The 15,801-nt window shown below is 58.8% G+C and carries 18 protein-coding genes; 10 read left to right on the top strand and 8 right to left on the bottom strand.

Annotated features, from left to right (window positions below; all coding sequences use genetic code 11):
• The first annotated feature begins 15 nt into the window (after positions 1 to 15).
• Positions 16 to 366: a hypothetical protein gene (locus tag CF137_RS09480; RefSeq protein WP_162515901.1), complete on the top strand. Its 351-nt coding sequence runs from the start codon at positions 16 to 18 to the stop codon at positions 364 to 366.
• A 70-nt stretch (positions 367 to 436) separates the two neighbouring features.
• On the opposite strand, the gene CF137_RS09475 is transcribed toward CF137_RS09480, so the two are convergent.
• From CF137_RS09475 to rpsF, 4 genes are all read right to left on the bottom strand, one after another.
• Positions 437 to 1,180 (bottom strand): ferredoxin--NADP reductase, encoded by a 744-nt coding sequence (locus tag CF137_RS09475; RefSeq protein ID WP_139718840.1) that lies wholly within the window; start codon positions 1,178 to 1,180, stop codon positions 437 to 439.
• A 101-nt stretch (positions 1,181 to 1,281) separates the two neighbouring features.
• Entirely contained in the window at positions 1,282 to 1,728 is a 447-nt protein-coding gene (gene rplI / locus CF137_RS09470) for a 50S ribosomal protein L9 (RefSeq protein ID WP_042011812.1), read from the bottom strand.
• 49 nt (positions 1,729 to 1,777) lie between these two features.
• Positions 1,778 to 2,008, bottom strand: coding sequence for a 30S ribosomal protein S18 (gene rpsR, locus CF137_RS09465; protein WP_005313392.1), 231 nt, complete (start codon positions 2,006 to 2,008; stop codon positions 1,778 to 1,780).
• A gap of 30 nt (positions 2,009 to 2,038) precedes the next feature.
• Complete coding sequence (gene rpsF, locus CF137_RS09460; protein WP_042024358.1) at positions 2,039 to 2,425, bottom strand: 30S ribosomal protein S6; 387 nt, start codon at positions 2,423 to 2,425, stop codon at positions 2,039 to 2,041.
• A 237-nt stretch (positions 2,426 to 2,662) separates the two neighbouring features.
• On the opposite strand from rpsF, the gene CF137_RS09455 reads away from it, so the two are divergent.
• The 3 genes from CF137_RS09455 (at position 2,663) to CF137_RS09445 (ending at position 5,472) form a co-directional block, all read left to right on the top strand.
• A complete protein-coding gene (locus tag CF137_RS09455) occupies positions 2,663 to 3,886 on the top strand; it encodes an Nramp family divalent metal transporter (RefSeq protein WP_162515900.1) in 1,224 nt (407 codons plus the stop codon).
• Positions 3,887 to 4,014: 128 nt separating this feature from the next.
• On the top strand, positions 4,015 to 4,872 hold the full coding sequence (locus CF137_RS09450; RefSeq protein WP_139718838.1) for an alanyl-tRNA editing protein: 858 nt from the start codon (positions 4,015 to 4,017) through the stop codon (positions 4,870 to 4,872).
• A 156-nt stretch (positions 4,873 to 5,028) separates the two neighbouring features.
• Entirely contained in the window at positions 5,029 to 5,472 is a 444-nt protein-coding gene (locus tag CF137_RS09445) for a PACE efflux transporter (protein ID WP_139694395.1), read from the top strand.
• Positions 5,473 to 5,614: 142 nt separating this feature from the next.
• Here the strand turns inward: CF137_RS09445 and hupA are convergent, their stop codons facing one another.
• Positions 5,615 to 5,887 carry a nucleoid-associated protein HU-alpha gene (gene hupA, locus CF137_RS09440; RefSeq protein ID WP_042024350.1) on the bottom strand — a complete coding sequence of 91 codons (273 nt, stop codon included), beginning with the start codon at positions 5,885 to 5,887 and terminating at the stop codon, positions 5,615 to 5,617.
• Positions 5,888 to 6,218: 331 nt separating this feature from the next.
• On the opposite strand from hupA, the gene CF137_RS09435 reads away from it, so the two are divergent.
• Together CF137_RS09435 and CF137_RS09430 are read left to right on the top strand one after the other, a co-directional pair.
• Positions 6,219 to 6,701, top strand: coding sequence for an Rsd/AlgQ family anti-sigma factor (locus CF137_RS09435; RefSeq protein WP_042024348.1), 483 nt, complete (start codon positions 6,219 to 6,221; stop codon positions 6,699 to 6,701).
• Between the two features lie 102 nt (positions 6,702 to 6,803).
• A complete protein-coding gene (locus CF137_RS09430) occupies positions 6,804 to 7,184 on the top strand; it encodes a PilZ domain-containing protein (RefSeq protein ID WP_042024345.1) in 381 nt (126 codons plus the stop codon).
• 97 nt (positions 7,185 to 7,281) lie between these two features.
• On the opposite strand, the gene radA is transcribed toward CF137_RS09430, so the two are convergent.
• Entirely contained in the window at positions 7,282 to 8,649 is a 1,368-nt protein-coding gene (radA, locus tag CF137_RS09425; protein WP_068977410.1) for a DNA repair protein RadA, read from the bottom strand.
• Between the two features lie 100 nt (positions 8,650 to 8,749).
• Here radA and CF137_RS09420 point away from each other — a divergent pair, with 100 nt between their 5' ends.
• Complete coding sequence (locus CF137_RS09420; protein WP_139718837.1) at positions 8,750 to 11,122, top strand: PilZ domain-containing protein; 2,373 nt, start codon at positions 8,750 to 8,752, stop codon at positions 11,120 to 11,122.
• A gap of 48 nt (positions 11,123 to 11,170) precedes the next feature.
• Here the strand turns inward: CF137_RS09420 and CF137_RS09415 are convergent, their stop codons facing one another.
• Positions 11,171 to 12,079 (bottom strand): alpha/beta fold hydrolase, encoded by a 909-nt coding sequence (locus tag CF137_RS09415; RefSeq protein ID WP_139718836.1) that lies wholly within the window; start codon positions 12,077 to 12,079, stop codon positions 11,171 to 11,173.
• Between the two features lie 27 nt (positions 12,080 to 12,106).
• Complete coding sequence (serB, locus tag CF137_RS09410; RefSeq protein ID WP_139718835.1) at positions 12,107 to 13,117, bottom strand: phosphoserine phosphatase SerB; 1,011 nt, start codon at positions 13,115 to 13,117, stop codon at positions 12,107 to 12,109.
• A gap of 120 nt (positions 13,118 to 13,237) precedes the next feature.
• Here serB and CF137_RS09405 point away from each other — a divergent pair, with 120 nt between their 5' ends.
• The 3 genes from CF137_RS09405 to CF137_RS09400 all read left to right on the top strand — a co-directional run bounded on the left by CF137_RS09405 (position 13,238) and on the right by CF137_RS09400 (position 15,780).
• Positions 13,238 to 13,849 (top strand): AhpA/YtjB family protein, encoded by a 612-nt coding sequence (locus CF137_RS09405; protein ID WP_101317922.1) that lies wholly within the window; start codon positions 13,238 to 13,240, stop codon positions 13,847 to 13,849.
• Positions 13,850 to 13,913: 64 nt separating this feature from the next.
• A complete protein-coding gene (locus CF137_RS22260; protein WP_240038536.1) occupies positions 13,914 to 14,360 on the top strand; it encodes a GAF domain-containing protein in 447 nt (148 codons plus the stop codon).
• Positions 14,242 to 15,780, top strand: coding sequence for a sensor domain-containing protein (locus CF137_RS09400; protein ID WP_240038535.1), 1,539 nt, complete (start codon positions 14,242 to 14,244; stop codon positions 15,778 to 15,780). Before CF137_RS22260 ends, CF137_RS09400 begins: the two co-directional genes overlap by 119 nt.
• Positions 15,781 to 15,801: the final 21 nt, after the last annotated feature.

The raw sequence follows: 15,801 nt of genomic DNA, 5'->3' as shown, positions 1-15,801 counted from the left end.
CAGGAGCACTATTTCATGAAACCACTCACCCCCCGCCCCACGATCAACCGCAGCTTGCTGCTGATCTCGCTGTTTATCGTGCACGGAGCCGCCGTTGCTGCGCCCCCAGCCAAAAACGGTGATGGTATCCGCATCTCCGGCGATGACATCAAGGTCAACCTCAATTGGGATGACAAAGAGTACGACTGGTGGCAAAACAACTGCCTGGATCTCGGCATTGGTGACAGTCGGCTCAAACTCAACTGCGACAAGATGGATGGCAAGTACCGGGATCACTACAACCGCAGCATCCACAGCGGTAATAACCCGGGACAAGGTCACGACAAACACAAGGATAAGAACAAGAACAACGGCAAGAAGAACTGATGCCCTCTTTTTCTCATCCTCATGATGCAGGGGCCAGCAGCCCCTGTGCAGCGGTTGTTACCAGCTGTTGTTACCAGTAATTCTCCGCACTGATATTGCCCGGCGCACGGCGCAAGTTTTTGGCCAACCCCAGTGCCAGCAAGGTCTGCTGGGTCTCTTTCACCATCTCCGGGTTGCCGCAGATCAGCACCTGACTATGTTCGGCTGAAAAATCCAGCCCCACCCGCTGCTGCAGCTGACCGTTGGCGATGGCCGCCGGGATCCTTCCTTGCATCGCGTCCGGCCACGGCTCGCGACTGACGAAAGGCACGTAGCGAAAGCACTCGCCATATTGCTCGGCAAAGCTGGCGATAAGTGGCTGATAACTTAGCTCTTCGCCTTTGCGCACCCCGTGTACCAGCACCAGATTCTCGAAACGCTCAAAAGCCTCACCATCGGCCAGCATAGAGAGGAAGGGGCCAATGGCAGTGCCAGTGGCAAGCAACCAGAGATCGCGCCCGGCAGGCACCTCAGCCAAGGTGAGAAAACCGCTCGCCTGGGATTGCACCAACAGGGTGTCGCCCGCTTGCAGCGAACCGAGAGAAGGGGTCAGCTCACCGCTCGGGATCTCGACCAGATAGAACTCGTGGTATGGCGCAGAGGGGGGATTGACGAAGGAGTAGGCGCGCTGAATGCGCCGCTCGCCCTGCTCGAGGGCCAGCTTGGTAAATTGACCTGCTTGATAGGGGGCAAGTTCTGCCGCTACGCGCAGGGAAAACAGGGTAGGTGTCCACTCGATACGCTCGATGACCCGACCTTCGACCCAGGCAGCCATAAGGATCTCCTCCAACGGAACAGACCTTCACTCTACCCCCGGGCCCCAAAATAAAAAACCCGCGCAAGTGCGCGGGTTTTATCTGCAGCAGCGAATCGCTATTACAGAGCAACAACCTGGATCTGTACGGTTGCTTTAACGTCAGCGTGCAGCTGAACAACAACTTCGTACTCGCCGGTGTTACGCAGAACGTTGCCCATGCGGACCTCGCTCTTGGCAACAGCAACGCCGGCAGCAGTGATGGCATCAGCCACGTCACGGGTACCGATGGAACCGAACAGCTTGCCTTCGTCGCCAGATTTGGAGGCGATAACAACAGCAGCCAGTTCACCCAGCTTGGCAGCGCGCTCTTCAGCGGCAGCTTTACCGGCAGCCAGCTTGGCTTCCAGTTCAGCACGGCGAGCATCGAAAGTCTCGATGTTGGCCTTGGTAGCCATAACGGCTTTGCCTTGCGGGATCAGATAGTTACGGGCGTAGCCAGCTTTAACAGCGACTTGATCACCCAGACCGCCCAGTTTGGCGATTTTGTCGAGCAGGATAACTTGCATTACCTTTCCTCTAGAGATGTTGAGTTAGGCTTAAGTGCCGGACCGATTCTTACTTGTTGTGCAGATCGGTGTACGGCAGCAGAGCCAGGTAACGAGCACGCTTGATGGCGCGTGCCAGCTGACGCTGATACTTGGCGCGAGTACCGGTGATACGGCTCGGTACGATCTTGCCAGATTCAGTGACGTAGTTTTTCAGAGTAACGATATCTTTGTAGTCGATCTCGGTAACGTTCTCGGCAGTGAAGCGGCAGAACTTACGACGACGGAAATAACGTGCCATGGCCTTTATCCTCTATTCAGTGATCCAGAATTACTCTTCGGAAGCAGCTTCAGTAGCTTCTTCACGGCGCTCGTCGTCACGACGGACGAAACGCTCTTCCTTGGCCTTGGCCATCGGAGAGACTTCAGTCACAGCGTGCTTGGTGCGCATGATCATGTTGCGGATAACGGCATCGTTGAAGCGGAAGTTGGTTTCCAGCTCATCGATAACGGCTTGCTCTGCTTCTACGTTCATCAGAACGTAGTGGGCTTTGTGCAGTTTGTCGATCGGGTAAGCCAACTGACGACGGCCCCAATCTTCCATGCGATGAATGGTGCCACCGGAGGTGGTGATAGCGCCGGTGTAACGCTCGATCATGCCTGGTACTTGCTCGCTCTGGTCCGGATGAACCATGAAGACGATTTCGTAATGACGCATTTTAGCTCCTTACGGATTAATTCAGCCTCCGCCCAGGTGCAGCCAGACCTCGGAGGCAAGGAACATAGTGGTGTTTAGTCGCTGCTTTTCTAGGGCGGCATATTGTACGAAATCACATCCCTCACTGCAACTGGCCGCAACAGATGTTTTTCCCTATGGGTGCAATACAAAACATCAATTGATAATTATTATCATTTAGATCTATTCTGACTCCATATCCTTATGGAGGGTGATGCCATGCAACCCGCGCTGACCACGGCCATTCCGGCTCGAAAATTCAAACTGACTCTACTTGGGCCTGCCTTTATCGCCGCCATCGGTTATATCGACCCGGGCAACTTCGCCACCAATATTCAGGCGGGCTCCACCTTCGGTTATCAGCTGCTATGGGTGGTGGTGTGGGCCAACTTGATGGCCATGGTGGTGCAGACCCTGTCAGCCAAGCTCGGCATCGTCACCGGCAAAAATCTGGCGGAGCATATCCGCGACCGACTGCCGAAACCCGCAGTCTGGGCATACTGGGTACAGGCAGAGATCATCGCCATGGCTACCGATCTCGCCGAATTTATCGGTGCTGCGGTCGGCTTCAAGCTGCTGCTCGGGGTGACCCTGCTTGAGGGCGCCGCTATCACCGCCGTGGTGACCTGGGGCATTCTGATGCTGCAGAGTCGCGGCCAGAAACCGCTGGAATGGGTGGTTGGCAGCCTGCTGTTGTTTGTGGCCGCAGCCTATATCGTCGAGCTGGTGTTCTCCCGCCCCCATCTGCCCAGCCTGCTGGAGGGGGCACTCTTTCCCGGCCTGCCCAACAGCGAGGCGGTCTATCTGGCGGCCGGGGTGCTCGGTGCCACCGTGATGCCCCACGTCATCTACCTGCATTCGGCACTGACCCAGCACACTCAGGATCAGGGCTCCGTCACCCAACGACTGCACTCGACCCGGGTCGATGTGGCTATCGCCATGACCATCGCCGGTTTCGTCAATCTGGCGATGATGGCGATGGCCGCAGCCGCGTTTCATGGCACAGGCAACCAGCAGGTAGCGGAGCTGGAGTCCGCCTACCAGACCCTGACACCTTTGCTGGGCCAGGCAGCAGCCACTCTGTTTGGCCTCTCGCTGGTCGCCTCCGGCATCAGCTCCACCGTGGTGGGCACGCTCGCTGGCCAGGTCATCATGCAAGGGTTCGTGCGTTTTACCATACCGCTCTGGCTGCGCCGCGCCATTACCATGACCCCCGCCTTTGTGGTGATCGCCATGGGTTTTAATACCACCGAGATCCTGGTACTGAGTCAGGTGATCCTGAGCTTTGGCATAGCGCTGGCCCTGATCCCGCTGTTGATGCTGACCGGCGATCGGGTACTGATGGGAGCACATCGCAACCATCCGGTCACCCAGGCCATTGGCCGCCTGATCGTGGCGCTGGTGATTGGCCTCAATGCCTACCTGCTGGTCGGCATGCTCTAGCACCCGGCTATGACAAAGCCAGCAATGACAAAGGGAGGGGCTTATTAACTCTGGTTAATGAGCCCCTTGCCACTTTGGCGTATGCTGCCACCTTTCCTTTCTCTTCATATCGTTGTGGGAGCCTCGCCATGGAACATACCCGAGCCAGCTTCGTGCTGGGCCATCATCAGGAGCAAGCCAGCGTGGTCTGCTGCCAGCCCGGTGAGACCACGCTACTGGTCACCGACCTCACCCCTTTTCATCCGCAAAGTCATCTCTGGCCCGATCAGCCGGGAGATGTCGGCCATGCTCGCTGGGAAGGGGGCGAAGCAGCCGTTGGCCCCTGCCGGATGGGCGCCATCAGCCCAGATGGCGAGCTGTTCGTAGACACCGCGATTCCGGTCAAACGGGGAGCTGAGGGGTGGCGGTTCGTGGTGGTCCATCCGCTGACTGGTGACCACGAGCTGGCCGTCGGCAGCCAGGTTGAGTTGCAGGTGGATAGCGCGGCCCGCCACGCCCTGAGTCTGGGCCATAGCGGCTGCCATCTGGCGGCGCTGGCCCTAAATCGGGTACTCATCCCCTACTGGCGTAAGGAGGTGAGTGAGCGTGATGCACTGGATCAGCCGGACTTCGACCGCCTTGCCATCCTGACTTCACGGGTCGAGCCCATGGGCTCCCAAGAGCAGTACCGCATCGGCAAAAGCCTGCGCAAGAAGGGGGTGAACAGCGAGGTGCTGCTGGCGGATCTGGCGTTGATTGAAGAGCAGGTCAACCAACAGTTGGCCGACTGGATTTCAGCCGGGGGCGAGATCCGCCGCAGCCGGGCTGGCGAGGCGATCATCGATTCGCGCTACTGGCACTGCATGTTGGAAGAGAAAGAGGTGACCATCCCCTGTGGTGGCACCCATGTCGCCACCCTGGCCGATCTCGGCCAAGTCAGGGTTCAGCTCAATCTGGTGGAAGAGGGCTTTGCCATGCTGACCCGGGTCACGCCAACCGGCGCCTGATCGCAGGGTTAACGGCTCAGAGCTAACAACCAAGAGAAGTGCCGCAGAGAGGGAGTACCACCATGATGGCTCCTCCACTCATGCTCTGACGGGTCAGGGTGCTTCTCTTTTAACCACTCCCTGATTAGAATGCGCCTCCCACAGGAGGCACATCACATGAGTAGTACCCAACTGCGCACCACCCCGGATCGACTTCGTTATCTGGTTCTCTACGAAGGCATCGGACTGGCACTGGTCGCACCGCTGATCAGCCAGTTGTTCGGGCAGGGGGTGGCTGAGGTCGGTTCGCTGGCCATCTTTTTTTCCATCGTCGCCACAGCCTGGACCTACGGCTGGAACCTGTTGTTCGACAAGGGATTACTCAAACTGTGCGGGCGCACCAACAAGCGACCACTCGATCGTTTTCTCCATGCCTTGGGTTATGAAGCGAGCTTTATGATGCTCTCTCTCCCCTGCGTCATGTTCTGGCTCGAACTGGGGTTGTGGGATGCTCTGATGCTGGACCTCGGCTTCGTCGCCTTCTACCTGGTCTACATCATCGGCTTTACCTGGGCCTATGAGCGGATCTGGCCACTGCCAGCTACCCCGCAGACGGCATGAGGTCACAGCCACAGCAAGGCTGACAGAAGGAACCGGAACAGCGGGAAATCTCAGGAAGCACTAACCGGAAAGATGGGAAAACCCCATAAAAACAATGCCAGTCAGCAAGCTGACTGGCATTGGACAAAACAGACTTTCGGACTTACTTGACGGCGTCTTTCAGCGCCTTGCCAGCCACGAATGAAGGCACGTTGGCCGCAGCAATCTGGATCTCTTGACCAGTTTGCGGGTTACGACCGGTGCGGCCTGCGCGGTGGGAGACCTTGAAGGTGCCAAAACCGACCAGTTGCACAGCATCACCTTCTTTCAAGCTCTGGGTAATACCATTGATAATCTCTTCCAGAGCCACTTTAGCCTGAGCTTTGCTCAGGTCTGCTTTGGCGGCAATCGCATCTACAAGTTGAGCTTTGTTCATAACATTTCCTTTATGATCGGGCATTTAGCGCTGGCTCACTCTATGCAAAAAAAAACACTCAGGCAAAGGCTTTATCGAGTGGTGCACGCCAAACGCTGGGGTTTTCATCAAGATCTGCGAAAATAGTCACATTCCACACGCGAAAAACCCTCATCAGGCCTGAAAACTGCAAGCACGGTTAAACAATCTGCCGCCTATTTCTTCGTCACTTAACAATATCCCGGCCAGCCTATTGACGCTTGCCCAGATTTTCCCTAGTTATAGACAGTGTCACCGTTCTAACGGCTCGGAAGCCACATCAGTCGCCCGGCCTTTGTCCCATGGAGGGATTATGTTGACAAAACTGGAACAGACCAAACAAGCGCTGGCAGGTAAACACAAAGCAATCGATGATTGGCTGGATGCAAGGCAAGCCTTGCTGGTCGATTATATGCGCCTGGCAGGGCTCACCCCGGCCCGCACCAAGCAGCGCAGCCTGCCCAAGACCGAACAGCTACAGCAATTTTGCGACAGACTGGTCGACTATGTCAGCGCGGGTCATTTCGAAATCTACCACCATGTTGTCACTGCGTTCGAGCAAGCCAATGGCGAAACCCTTGAACTGGCAAAACGTATTTACCCCCATATCCGTACCAGCACCGAATTCGCCCTCGAGTTTAATGACAAGTACAGTGATGCCGATGAGGCCCAATTGCTACTACTTGACGATGATCTCAACGAGTTGGGACCAGTACTGGAAGATCGCTTTAAACAGGAAGATCGGCTGGTAAAGACGCTACATGTGGTGGAATCCTTGAGTGCCCAGCAAGCCTGAACCCCATTTTCGGATCAAGTTCAAGATATGGGCAACCAAGGTGGATTACACTCAGAGTAATGACCACTGCGTCTTTACTTATATTGCATACAGGAGATGAGCATGTCTGAGCGCCGCCGTTTTGCACGGATCCTCTACTTGACCATGTCAGAACTCACCCAAGGGGAAAAAAAGTGGCAAACTCAACTTGTCGACGTCTCTTTGCAGGGAGCCTTATTGGTCCGCCCCGATGACTGGGAGAGCCGAGACAACAAGGAGTACCAGCTGAGTTTTGTCCTGAGCGGTAGCGATATCGAGATCAAGATGCAGGTTCAGCTTAACCATGAAGCCAGCAAGAAGCTGGGCTTCTACTGCCACCATATCGATATCGACAGCGCCACCCACCTCAAACGGATGATCGAACTCAACGTCGGCGATGAAACGCTGCTGCACCGCGAGCTGGAGCAACTGTTGAGCGAGCACCTGGAACAGAGCCAACCCTGATGGCTGCTACGCTTTGACAAAAAGAGCGCCGCGGCGCTCTTTTTGTTGCAATGCTAGTTGGCCAACATTGGCCAACGCTCACTACTCACATCTACCGTTACAGCGCTTCAAGTGCATCAGACAACTTCTTGACCGGCACCACTTCCATCCCTTCGATGGGGTGCTTGGGGGCATTGGCGTGTGGCACTATGGCCCGACGAAAACCATGTTTGGCCGCCTCCTGCAACCGCTCCTGGCCGGACGGCACCGGGCGAATTTCGCCGGAGAGGCCCACTTCGCCGAACACCACCAGATCCTTGGGCAGCGCCTGATCCCGGAAACTGGAGACCATCGCCAGCAGCAGCGCCAGATCCGCACTGGTCTCCTCGACCTTGACCCCACCGACCACGTTGATGAAGACATCCTGATCCGCCATCTGCAAGCCACCGTGACGGTGCAGCACCGCCAGCAACATGGCGAGCCGGTTGTGATCCATCCCCACCGCCACCCGGCGCGGGTTGGAGAGCTGGGAATAGTCCACCAGCGCCTGCAACTCCACCAGCAGCGGTCGGGTGCCCTCCCAGATCACCATCACTATGGAGCCGGGCGCCTGCTCCTGACCCCGGCTGAGGAAGATGGCGGAAGGGTTACTCACCTCCCGCATCCCCTGCTCAGTCATAGCAAACACCCCCAGCTCGTTGACCGCGCCGAAGCGGTTCTTGTGGGAACGCAGAGTTCGAAAACGGGAGTCATGGCCGCCATCGAGCAGCACCGAGCAGTCGATACAGTGTTCGAGCACCTTGGGGCCTGCCAGACTGCCATCCTTGGTCACGTGACCCACCATGAAGATGGCCACATGGTTCTGCTTGGCGTAGCGGGTCAGCAGCGCCGCCGCTTCACGCACCTGGGAGACCGAACCCGGCGAAGACTGCACATCCGCCACATGCATCACCTGGATGGAGTCGATCACCATGATCTGCGGCTGCTCCTGCTGGGCAATCAGGCAAATCTGCTCGACGCTGGTCTCGGAGAGCATCCGCAGCTTGTCAGTCGGCAGGCCGAGGCGACTGGCGCGCATCGCGACCTGCTGGAGGGACTCCTCACCGGTGACATAGAGGGTTTTCATCCGCTCCGCCAGACCGCACATAGTCTGCAACAACAAGGTCGACTTGCCCGCACCCGGGTTGCCGCCGATCAGAATGGCCGAGCCGGGCACCACACCGCCGCCAAGCACCCGGTCCAGCTCCTTGAAACCGGAGGAAAAGCGGGGGATCTCGGTGGTGGCGATCTCTGCCAATGTCTGAACCTTACTCCCAATCGCCCCGGCATAGCCGGTGTAGCGGGCACTCTTGCCTGCCGGGGTCACCGAGCCAAGCCGCACCTCGGTAATGGTATTCCACTCCTTGCACTCGCTACACTGACCCTGCCAGCGTGTGAAGTCGGCACCACATTCAGAACAAACATAAGCAGTTTTATTTTTGGCCATTGATAACTCGGGGACAGGATGAATTCCTGCTTGATATACTTGTTTGCGACCGACATATCAAACCCAGAATCGGAAAAATGACTTTCCGTGGCAGGAACACATGGATTCAGAACACCAGCAACATCTGATTGAACAGCTCGTCCCCTTGTTGCGGGAGAAGGACTTCGAGGAGCTCTTCCAGCGCATCACCCATGAAGAGAACAGCAATAGCCGTTTTCTGATCAAGATGGAGCTCAAACGCAAGTGCTCGCCCTGCCGCAGGGTCATTGATATGCGTGACGAACTGGAAGATGAGAGCCTGGTGCATGAGTTCGATGGCATCACCCACTTCATGCCTGCCGACGCGATCGGGCTGTTCCAGTCCCAATGCTATCTCTACCGCGATATCTATACCCTCGGCGTCTATGAGGCGCTGCAACAGTGGCAAAAACAGCGCCATCATACCCGCGCAGACGGTCAACTCTCGCCACCAGCCAGCCCCTTCCGGCAATATGATGTCAATACCATCGCCTTTGCCAGCTACTACGGCCGCCGTCAGGAGCGGATGCACTTTAGCTCACCACTGCTGATCAAGATGCAGGATGGCGAGAAGCTGTTTGCCAAGAGTTCTGATCTCTCGCTGGGGGGGATGAGAGTCTCTGTCCCCTACCTGCCCAATTACCATACCGGTGCTCAAGTGGAGGTATTCTTCACCGGGCTGGAGCGAGACACCCCCAATCCGGTGCTGCACCAGTCGGTCGGCTACCAGATCCTGGGCGAAGAGATTAAAGACGGAAAGTTCTGGCTACGATTGGTACGCGCAGGCGAGCACGCAGCCTTTGATGCCTTTCTCGGCGAATTCATAGAAGCCAACAAGGCCCGCTATCGGGTCAGTGTCGATTACCTGCTCTCTGCCGCCATCATCAAGGGATACGAGCAGTTCTACCTGCCGCGGATGACCGGCATGCCGCTGTTCTTCGGCACCGGTGACAGCCCTCACCTGGAGATCGCCCTGCGTACCGAGAACAACCAGCACCTGCTGGAGTATTGGCGGGACGAGAAGAACCGTGACGCTCTGGCCGGTTTGTTCAATGCAGATCGGATGAAGCAACTGTGCCCGGCTCCGGGCACCACCACAGAGACGATCATTTACTGCTTTACCCACACGGTACGCAGCCATATCTACTTTTTCTCCGCCACCATCGATGAATTGCGCCAAAGTGGCCTCACCGCCCTCTTCTTTCAGGTCGGCTCCCGTCGCCCCAGCTGGCGCATCTACAAATTCAGCATGGAGGCGTGCGATCTGGTCGAGGCGGATGTCGGCCAGTTACAGGGGCAAGATAGCCCCCAGCTGCAAGATATTCTGCTGCTCGAGCGACTCAAGCAGATCGGCTATTGCGGCTTGATACAAGATATCAGTCAGGAGTCCCAACGTGAGGAGTTCCATCAGGAGGCAATCAATAACAATGCCAACGAGCTGCAGCGTTTTGGTCACGAACAGGGGGCTGTGCCGTTTGAAATCGAGACCCTGCACTATGTCCAGCTGCGCAAAGAGTCCCGCTACATCCACAAGACGGCGGTCGCCATCCACCATAATGGCAAATCCTGGCTCGGCTGGACCCGCGACATCTCGACCCACGGCCTGCAGATCGAGCTGGAAGAGGCCTTCATTGGTGAAAAGAGCGATGTGGTGACCATAGCCCTGCCCCGTTTGCAGGAGCTCTCCAAGAGCATGGATCTGCAGCACCTCTCCTACCGGCTGGTCAGCATCAACATGACCCGCACCGTATTGCACCTCTGTATTGAGGGGGATTCAGACCGCCACACCGGCCGCCAGTTCTTCAGCCTGCTGATCGAGAGCAATCAGAACAAGCTAAAGGCAGCGCAGGAGCAGCGGCGCTATCGCGGGCTGGCGCGAGCCCTGCGTAACATCTATACCCACCACCTGTTCAACTCGCCGGTCTACGTCAACAAGCTGAAAGGCGCCCCCAAACCGGCCTCTATCGGCAAATCGCTGCAGCCACGCAGTTTGCAGCAACTGCTGCAAGCCTGTGCCGAGCTGCCGGAACAGGAGAACCTCTACCCGCTATTTCAGGGGGAGCTGCTCAAAGAGTTGCTGATGACCCCGCTGCGCGCCATCGAGCGGGAGGACAAGCCCAGAGAGGATGAGGTCTATATTGCCAGTATCCAGACCAAGGCAGGGCTCCCCGTCTTCAACAGTCGACTGGCCAGCAGCCTGGTCAGCGCGAAAGAGAAGCGTCAGTTTATCGAACTGGCACAGCGACAGGGGGAGTTCTACTCGGTACTGGTCGGCATCTCCCGTACCGGGCGGCCCGATACCAACTTCATCGCCAACGAGCTGGACTACATCGCCAAGTTTGCCATCCACAAAGCTAAAAAGCTGGAGGAGGAGCTCTGGAGTGTAGTGGGCGTGGGGGAGCTGACCGACACCACTCAGGCCACCCTGTTCCGGCTCGGGATCACTGAGCCGTAAAACTGACCTTGTTCTGCACAAAACAGGGCGCATGATGCGCCCTGTTTGTCATGCAGCAGATGGCGCTTGCAGCCACTCGAGGATCTGGGGGAAGTGATCCTCCTGGGCCTGCGGGGCGGTCAGCATGTTGATGTGGTCGTAATCGAGCCGGTTGCCGTTGTCCCGGCCAAGGCGGGTGTGACGAGTTGCCGAGCCCATCTCATCACTGAAACGGCGCACATCGGTCGGATGACCCAATACCTTGTCGGCTCTGGCCGAGATCATCCAGAGCGGTGGCCAGTTAACCCCTGCAGCCGCTTCATCATAAGCAAAGCCGTCGTGAGGATCCTGCCAGGGGCCGCACTTGACCCAGGGGATGGTCTCCTGCAGATAGCGCAGCGACTCGTCATCGGCACCTATCTTCAGATTGCGAGCCGCCAGAAAACCGCGGCGGCGGGCCAGCCAGGGGGCCAGCCGGTTCCAGATCAGATCGACTTTCAGCCAACGCTCTGGATTGTGCACCGACACCCCGCGCTTGGTGCCAAAGAACAGCAAGCTGGCCACCTGATCTGCCAGTTCGGGGAAGCGCACCAGGGTCGACGCCATGATGACGCCGCCCCAGGAGTGGGCCACCCAGTGTACCTTGAAGCCATGATGGCGCTCGGCAATCCAGCGCTGCAGAGCTGGCAGATCCTCGGTGATCAGTTCGTGCTGACCATGCCCTGACTGCTCGGCGATGGCCGGAGTGCTGAGCCCTCGCCCCCGCAAATCGGCCACATAGACCTGATAACCGTGGCGGGCCAAAAAGCAGGCCAGACCCTTGCCCGATTCTGTGTAGAAGATCCGGCCATTTTCGATGGCGCCATGCACCATCAGGATCGGCTCGCCATGATGCACGGCAACCCGGGGCTTGATGTGGCGCACATGCAGTTGATGGCCACCACAGGGGATAAAGAGAGACTGCTGCAACAATTCCATTGTCTTGGTTTTCTCCTTGAAACACTGTCAGCGCTGGCCCCAGCGCCGCTCGCTACAGGCCCGCGCCGCCAGCAGGCAGATCACCCCTTCCAAATCGTGATGATTGAGGGTGGCCGCCGCCTGTGCCCGCACCAGCGGTTTGGCATGAATGGCGATGCCAAGGCCCGCCACTCCCATCATCTTGAGATCGTTGGCGCCATCGCCGATGGCCACGGTCTGGGCGGCAGCAATGCCGTACTGCTGCGCCAGCTGCTGCAGCACCTCGGCCTTGACGCTGGCATCGACGATGCGCCCGCTCACCTGGCCGCTCAGCCGCCCCCCATCCACCGCCAGCTCGTTGGCGAAGATGGCATCGAGCCCCAGCGCCTGCTGCAACTCGCCGGCAAAGCGAGTAAAACCGCCGGAAGCAATGGCCACCTTCCAACCCGCCCCTTTGAGGGTATCAACCATCAGCTGCAAGCCGGGCATCCACGGCATGTTGGCGGCCACTTCGTCGAGAATGGTGACCGGCGCCCCTGCCAGCAGGGCCACCCGGTTACGCAGGCTGTCGGAGAACTCCAGTTTGCCCTGCATGGCTGCAGCCGTTACCGCCGCTACCTGCTCGCCGACCCCGGCAAGGCGGGCGATCTCGTCAATACACTCGATGCGGATCGCGGTGGAGTCCATGTCCATCACCAGTAGGCCGGGTTCGCTCAGGGTCGGTAGCGCCGGCAGATGGCAGAGATCGATCTCCCACTCACCACTTTTGAGCACGGCAACCAGCTCGGGGGAGAAACCATCGCAGCCAAGCAGCAGCAGTGGCACGCCCGCCACCTCGGCGGGAGGATAGAGGTTGGCGGCCAGTCCCTGCGCTGCCAACAGTGGCGCCAGACGTGCCAGATGGGGCGCGCCAAGCCCCTTGCCAAACAGCACCAGCCAGCCACCTGCCAGCGGGGTCTCTGTCGGTTGCAACGCATCTGGGTTGAGCTGCCAACAGGGTGCGCCGGACAACAACGCGGGCCAATCGGATAACAGCGGGGGGAGCCGGGACAACAACATAAGGGATACGCCTTCCTTGGTGATCAGGGAGTTAACAATGCTGGCCCAGAGTAGCGTATTGCTTTTTGTACAGGCAAGCGCCAAGATCCCGCCACTTCTTGTCACCATGAGGTCTCACGCTTGCAGCGTCATCTTCCCATCAAACGCGCTCTCAGCCTGGCTGCTGGTATCCTGCTCGGATGCTGGGTGCTCGGCGTGCTTATCCATATGCAGGGTGAAAGCCAGGCTTCGCTGCACAACGAAGCCCGCAGCCGGGCACAGGCGCTGGTTGCTTACGCCGCCCGCGACATGAAGCGCTGGATCAAAGAAGATAAGAGCAGCGAGCTGGAGCGGCTGGCGCGAGATCTGGCGGCGGAGCCGGAGATCCTCGATGCCACCCTGTACGATGGACGCGGCATCCCCCTCGCCCAGTCGGAGCAGGCGGTGCCACTGGAGAGCCTGCTGCCCATCGGCAGCGATAACAAGTCACTGCCGGAGCAGGGCAAGGGACGGATCCAGTTCGTGCAGGAGATCCGGGATGGTGAGCTGACCATCGGCTTCCTGCGCATCACCCTGGAAGAGCAACAGATGCTGGCAGACAAGGACACCCGGCTCAAGGTGGTGCAGGAGAAACAGCGTCTGATGCTGCTGGTCGCCCTGCTGGCTGGCCTGCTTATCTCCTACGGCATTCGCCGTAACTACATGCGGGTACGCAAGCACAAAAAAAAGCACAAACCGGCCGATCAGCCATAGACCGGGGTCAATCCCCCAGCCACCTTGTATATACCCATGAGGGTAGAACCAGCAGGAGCTCAGTATGATTGCCCCACCAATCCCTGTTGATGAAGAGAGTCGGCTGGCGCGGTTGCGGATCCTCGGGCTGCTCGATCGCGAGCCGATCGATCATCTGGATCGCCTGACCCGCCTCATCAGCCGCCATTTTGATCTGCCCGTGGCACTGGTCTCCCTGACCGATACCGATCGCCAGTGGTTTCTGGCCCGCACCGGCATCGCCCTGTGCGAGATTGGCCGGGATATCTCCTTCTGCGGCCACGCCATTTTGCAGCCCGACATCATGCAAGTGCCGGATGCCCGCCTCGACCCCCGCTTTACCGACAACCCGCTGGTGATCGGGCCCCCCCCACGTGGTCTTCTACGCTGGCCACCCCCTGCGGGCGCTGGATGGGGTAGTGCTCGGCACTCTCTGTCTGGTGGACAGCAAGCCACGCCAGCTGGACGAGACCCAGTGTCAGGATCTCGATGATTTCGGTCTGTTGGTGGAGAACACCCTGCACGACCTTGAGCGGCGCCATCAGGTGCGCAGCCTCAGCAATGTACTGGAAGATCAGGAGCATCTCTTTACCCAGACCTTCAACCAGTCGGCGGTGGGCATGGCGCTCTCCTCACTAGAAGGGGTATGGCTCAAAGCCAATCCGGGTCTGCAACAGCTGCTCGGTTATCGCGAATCCGAGATGCTGAGCCACACCTGGCAGACCATGACCCATCCCGACGATCTGGTGCGGGAGCTGCCGCTGTTTCAGGCACTGCTCGATGGCCAGCGCCAGCACTACCGGCTGGAGAAGCGGATGCTGCGCGCCGATGGCACCCTCTGCTGGGTACAGCTGAGCGTGACACTATGCAGAAGTCGCACTGCTGCACCGCACCTGATCGCGGTGTTTGCCGACCTCACCGAACGCAAGCTGGCCGAAGAGAAGTTGATGCAACTGCAGCTGGGACTGGCGATGCAGGTGCGGGATCGCACCCGCGAACTGTCGGCCACCGTCGAGCAGTTGCATATGGCGATGGCCGAGGTCGAGCGCAACCGTGCCCGACTGCGCTCGATCAGCGATGGCCTGCCGGTCACCATCAGCATGCTCTCGCCAGAGGGGCGCTATCTGTTTGCCAATCAGGCTTACTGCCGCTATTTCGGGCTCAATCCAGAACGCATGCTGGAGATGAGCGCGCGGGAGGTGATCGGTGAAGCCGCCTACCTCAATGCCATGAGCTATCTGGCTCGGGCACAGGCGGGGGAACAGGTGAGCTTCGAATACCGCTTCGAGCTGCCCATAGGCCCGCGCGATCTCAAGATCACCATGATCCCGAGTGTGGGCGACGAGCCCGGGGTCTACATCCTGGGTGCCGATATCACTCAGTTCAAGGCGCTGCAGAGCCAGCTTGAACATGACGCCAGCCACGACCCCCTCACCGCCCTGCCCAATCGGCGCGCCTTCACCCGGCGCCTGAGCCGTGAGCTGGAGCGGGTACACCATGACGGGGAGGCGCTCGGCCTGCTGTTTCTCGATCTGGATGGTTTCAAGGCGATCAACGACCAGCTGGGGCACCATGTAGGGGATGCCCTGCTGCACCGCTTCGCCAGCGTGCTCTGCGCCCAAGTGCGCCCCGGCGACATGGTGGCCCGCCTCGCGGGCGACGAGTTCACCATCATACTGCCGGCATTGCGCCACCCGGAGCAGGAGCTGCCAGTCCTCTGCCAACGGCTGCTGGACGCCATGGCCGAACCGTGGGATGTGGCTCGCCACCAGCTGCCGCTCGCGGGCAGCATCGGCGGGGCGCTCTGCCACTCAGGTCAGCACTGCCATATCGACGAGCTGCTGCACCGGGCCGATGCCGCCATGTATCGGGCCAAGATGGCGGGCAAGGGGCGCTTTGCCCTCGACCTCTGACCCTCTACTTCCGGGCTCAGA

The organism is Aeromonas sobria (assembly GCF_006243315.1).
GTDB classification, from domain to species: Bacteria; Pseudomonadota; Gammaproteobacteria; order Enterobacterales; family Aeromonadaceae; genus Aeromonas; species Aeromonas sobria_A.
The sequence above is the reverse complement of the archived record's forward strand: the minus strand, read 5'-3'. Positions and strand labels throughout refer to the sequence as shown.

What these genes read in the sequence shown, in the direction of transcription:
- radA (WP_068977410.1), bottom strand. Translation starts at nt 8,649, where the DNA reads ATGGCCAAAAATAAAACTGCTTATGTTTGTTCTGAATGTGGTGCCGAC.
- CF137_RS09475 (WP_139718840.1), bottom strand. Translation starts at nt 1,180, where the DNA reads ATGGCTGCCTGGGTCGAAGGTCGGGTCATCGAGCGTATCGAGTGGACA.
- CF137_RS09455 (WP_162515900.1), top strand. Translation starts at nt 2,663, where the DNA reads ATGCAACCCGCGCTGACCACGGCCATTCCGGCTCGAAAATTCAAACTG.
- rpsR (WP_005313392.1), bottom strand. Translation starts at nt 2,008, where the DNA reads ATGGCACGTTATTTCCGTCGTCGTAAGTTCTGCCGCTTCACTGCCGAG.
- CF137_RS09430 (WP_042024345.1), top strand. Translation starts at nt 6,804, where the DNA reads ATGTCTGAGCGCCGCCGTTTTGCACGGATCCTCTACTTGACCATGTCA.
- rplI (WP_042011812.1), bottom strand. Translation starts at nt 1,728, where the DNA reads ATGCAAGTTATCCTGCTCGACAAAATCGCCAAACTGGGCGGTCTGGGT.
- CF137_RS09435 (WP_042024348.1), top strand. Translation starts at nt 6,219, where the DNA reads ATGTTGACAAAACTGGAACAGACCAAACAAGCGCTGGCAGGTAAACAC.
- CF137_RS09450 (WP_139718838.1), top strand. Translation starts at nt 4,015, where the DNA reads ATGGAACATACCCGAGCCAGCTTCGTGCTGGGCCATCATCAGGAGCAA.
- rpsF (WP_042024358.1), bottom strand. Translation starts at nt 2,425, where the DNA reads ATGCGTCATTACGAAATCGTCTTCATGGTTCATCCGGACCAGAGCGAG.
- CF137_RS09445 (WP_139694395.1), top strand. Translation starts at nt 5,029, where the DNA reads ATGAGTAGTACCCAACTGCGCACCACCCCGGATCGACTTCGTTATCTG.
- CF137_RS09420 (WP_139718837.1), top strand. Translation starts at nt 8,750, where the DNA reads ATGGATTCAGAACACCAGCAACATCTGATTGAACAGCTCGTCCCCTTG.
- CF137_RS22260 (WP_240038536.1), top strand. Translation starts at nt 13,914, where the DNA reads ATGATTGCCCCACCAATCCCTGTTGATGAAGAGAGTCGGCTGGCGCGG.
- hupA (WP_042024350.1), bottom strand. Translation starts at nt 5,887, where the DNA reads ATGAACAAAGCTCAACTTGTAGATGCGATTGCCGCCAAAGCAGACCTG.
- CF137_RS09480 (WP_162515901.1), top strand. Translation starts at nt 16, where the DNA reads ATGAAACCACTCACCCCCCGCCCCACGATCAACCGCAGCTTGCTGCTG.
- CF137_RS09415 (WP_139718836.1), bottom strand. Translation starts at nt 12,079, where the DNA reads ATGGAATTGTTGCAGCAGTCTCTCTTTATCCCCTGTGGTGGCCATCAA.
- serB (WP_139718835.1), bottom strand. Translation starts at nt 13,117, where the DNA reads ATGTTGTTGTCCCGGCTCCCCCCGCTGTTATCCGATTGGCCCGCGTTG.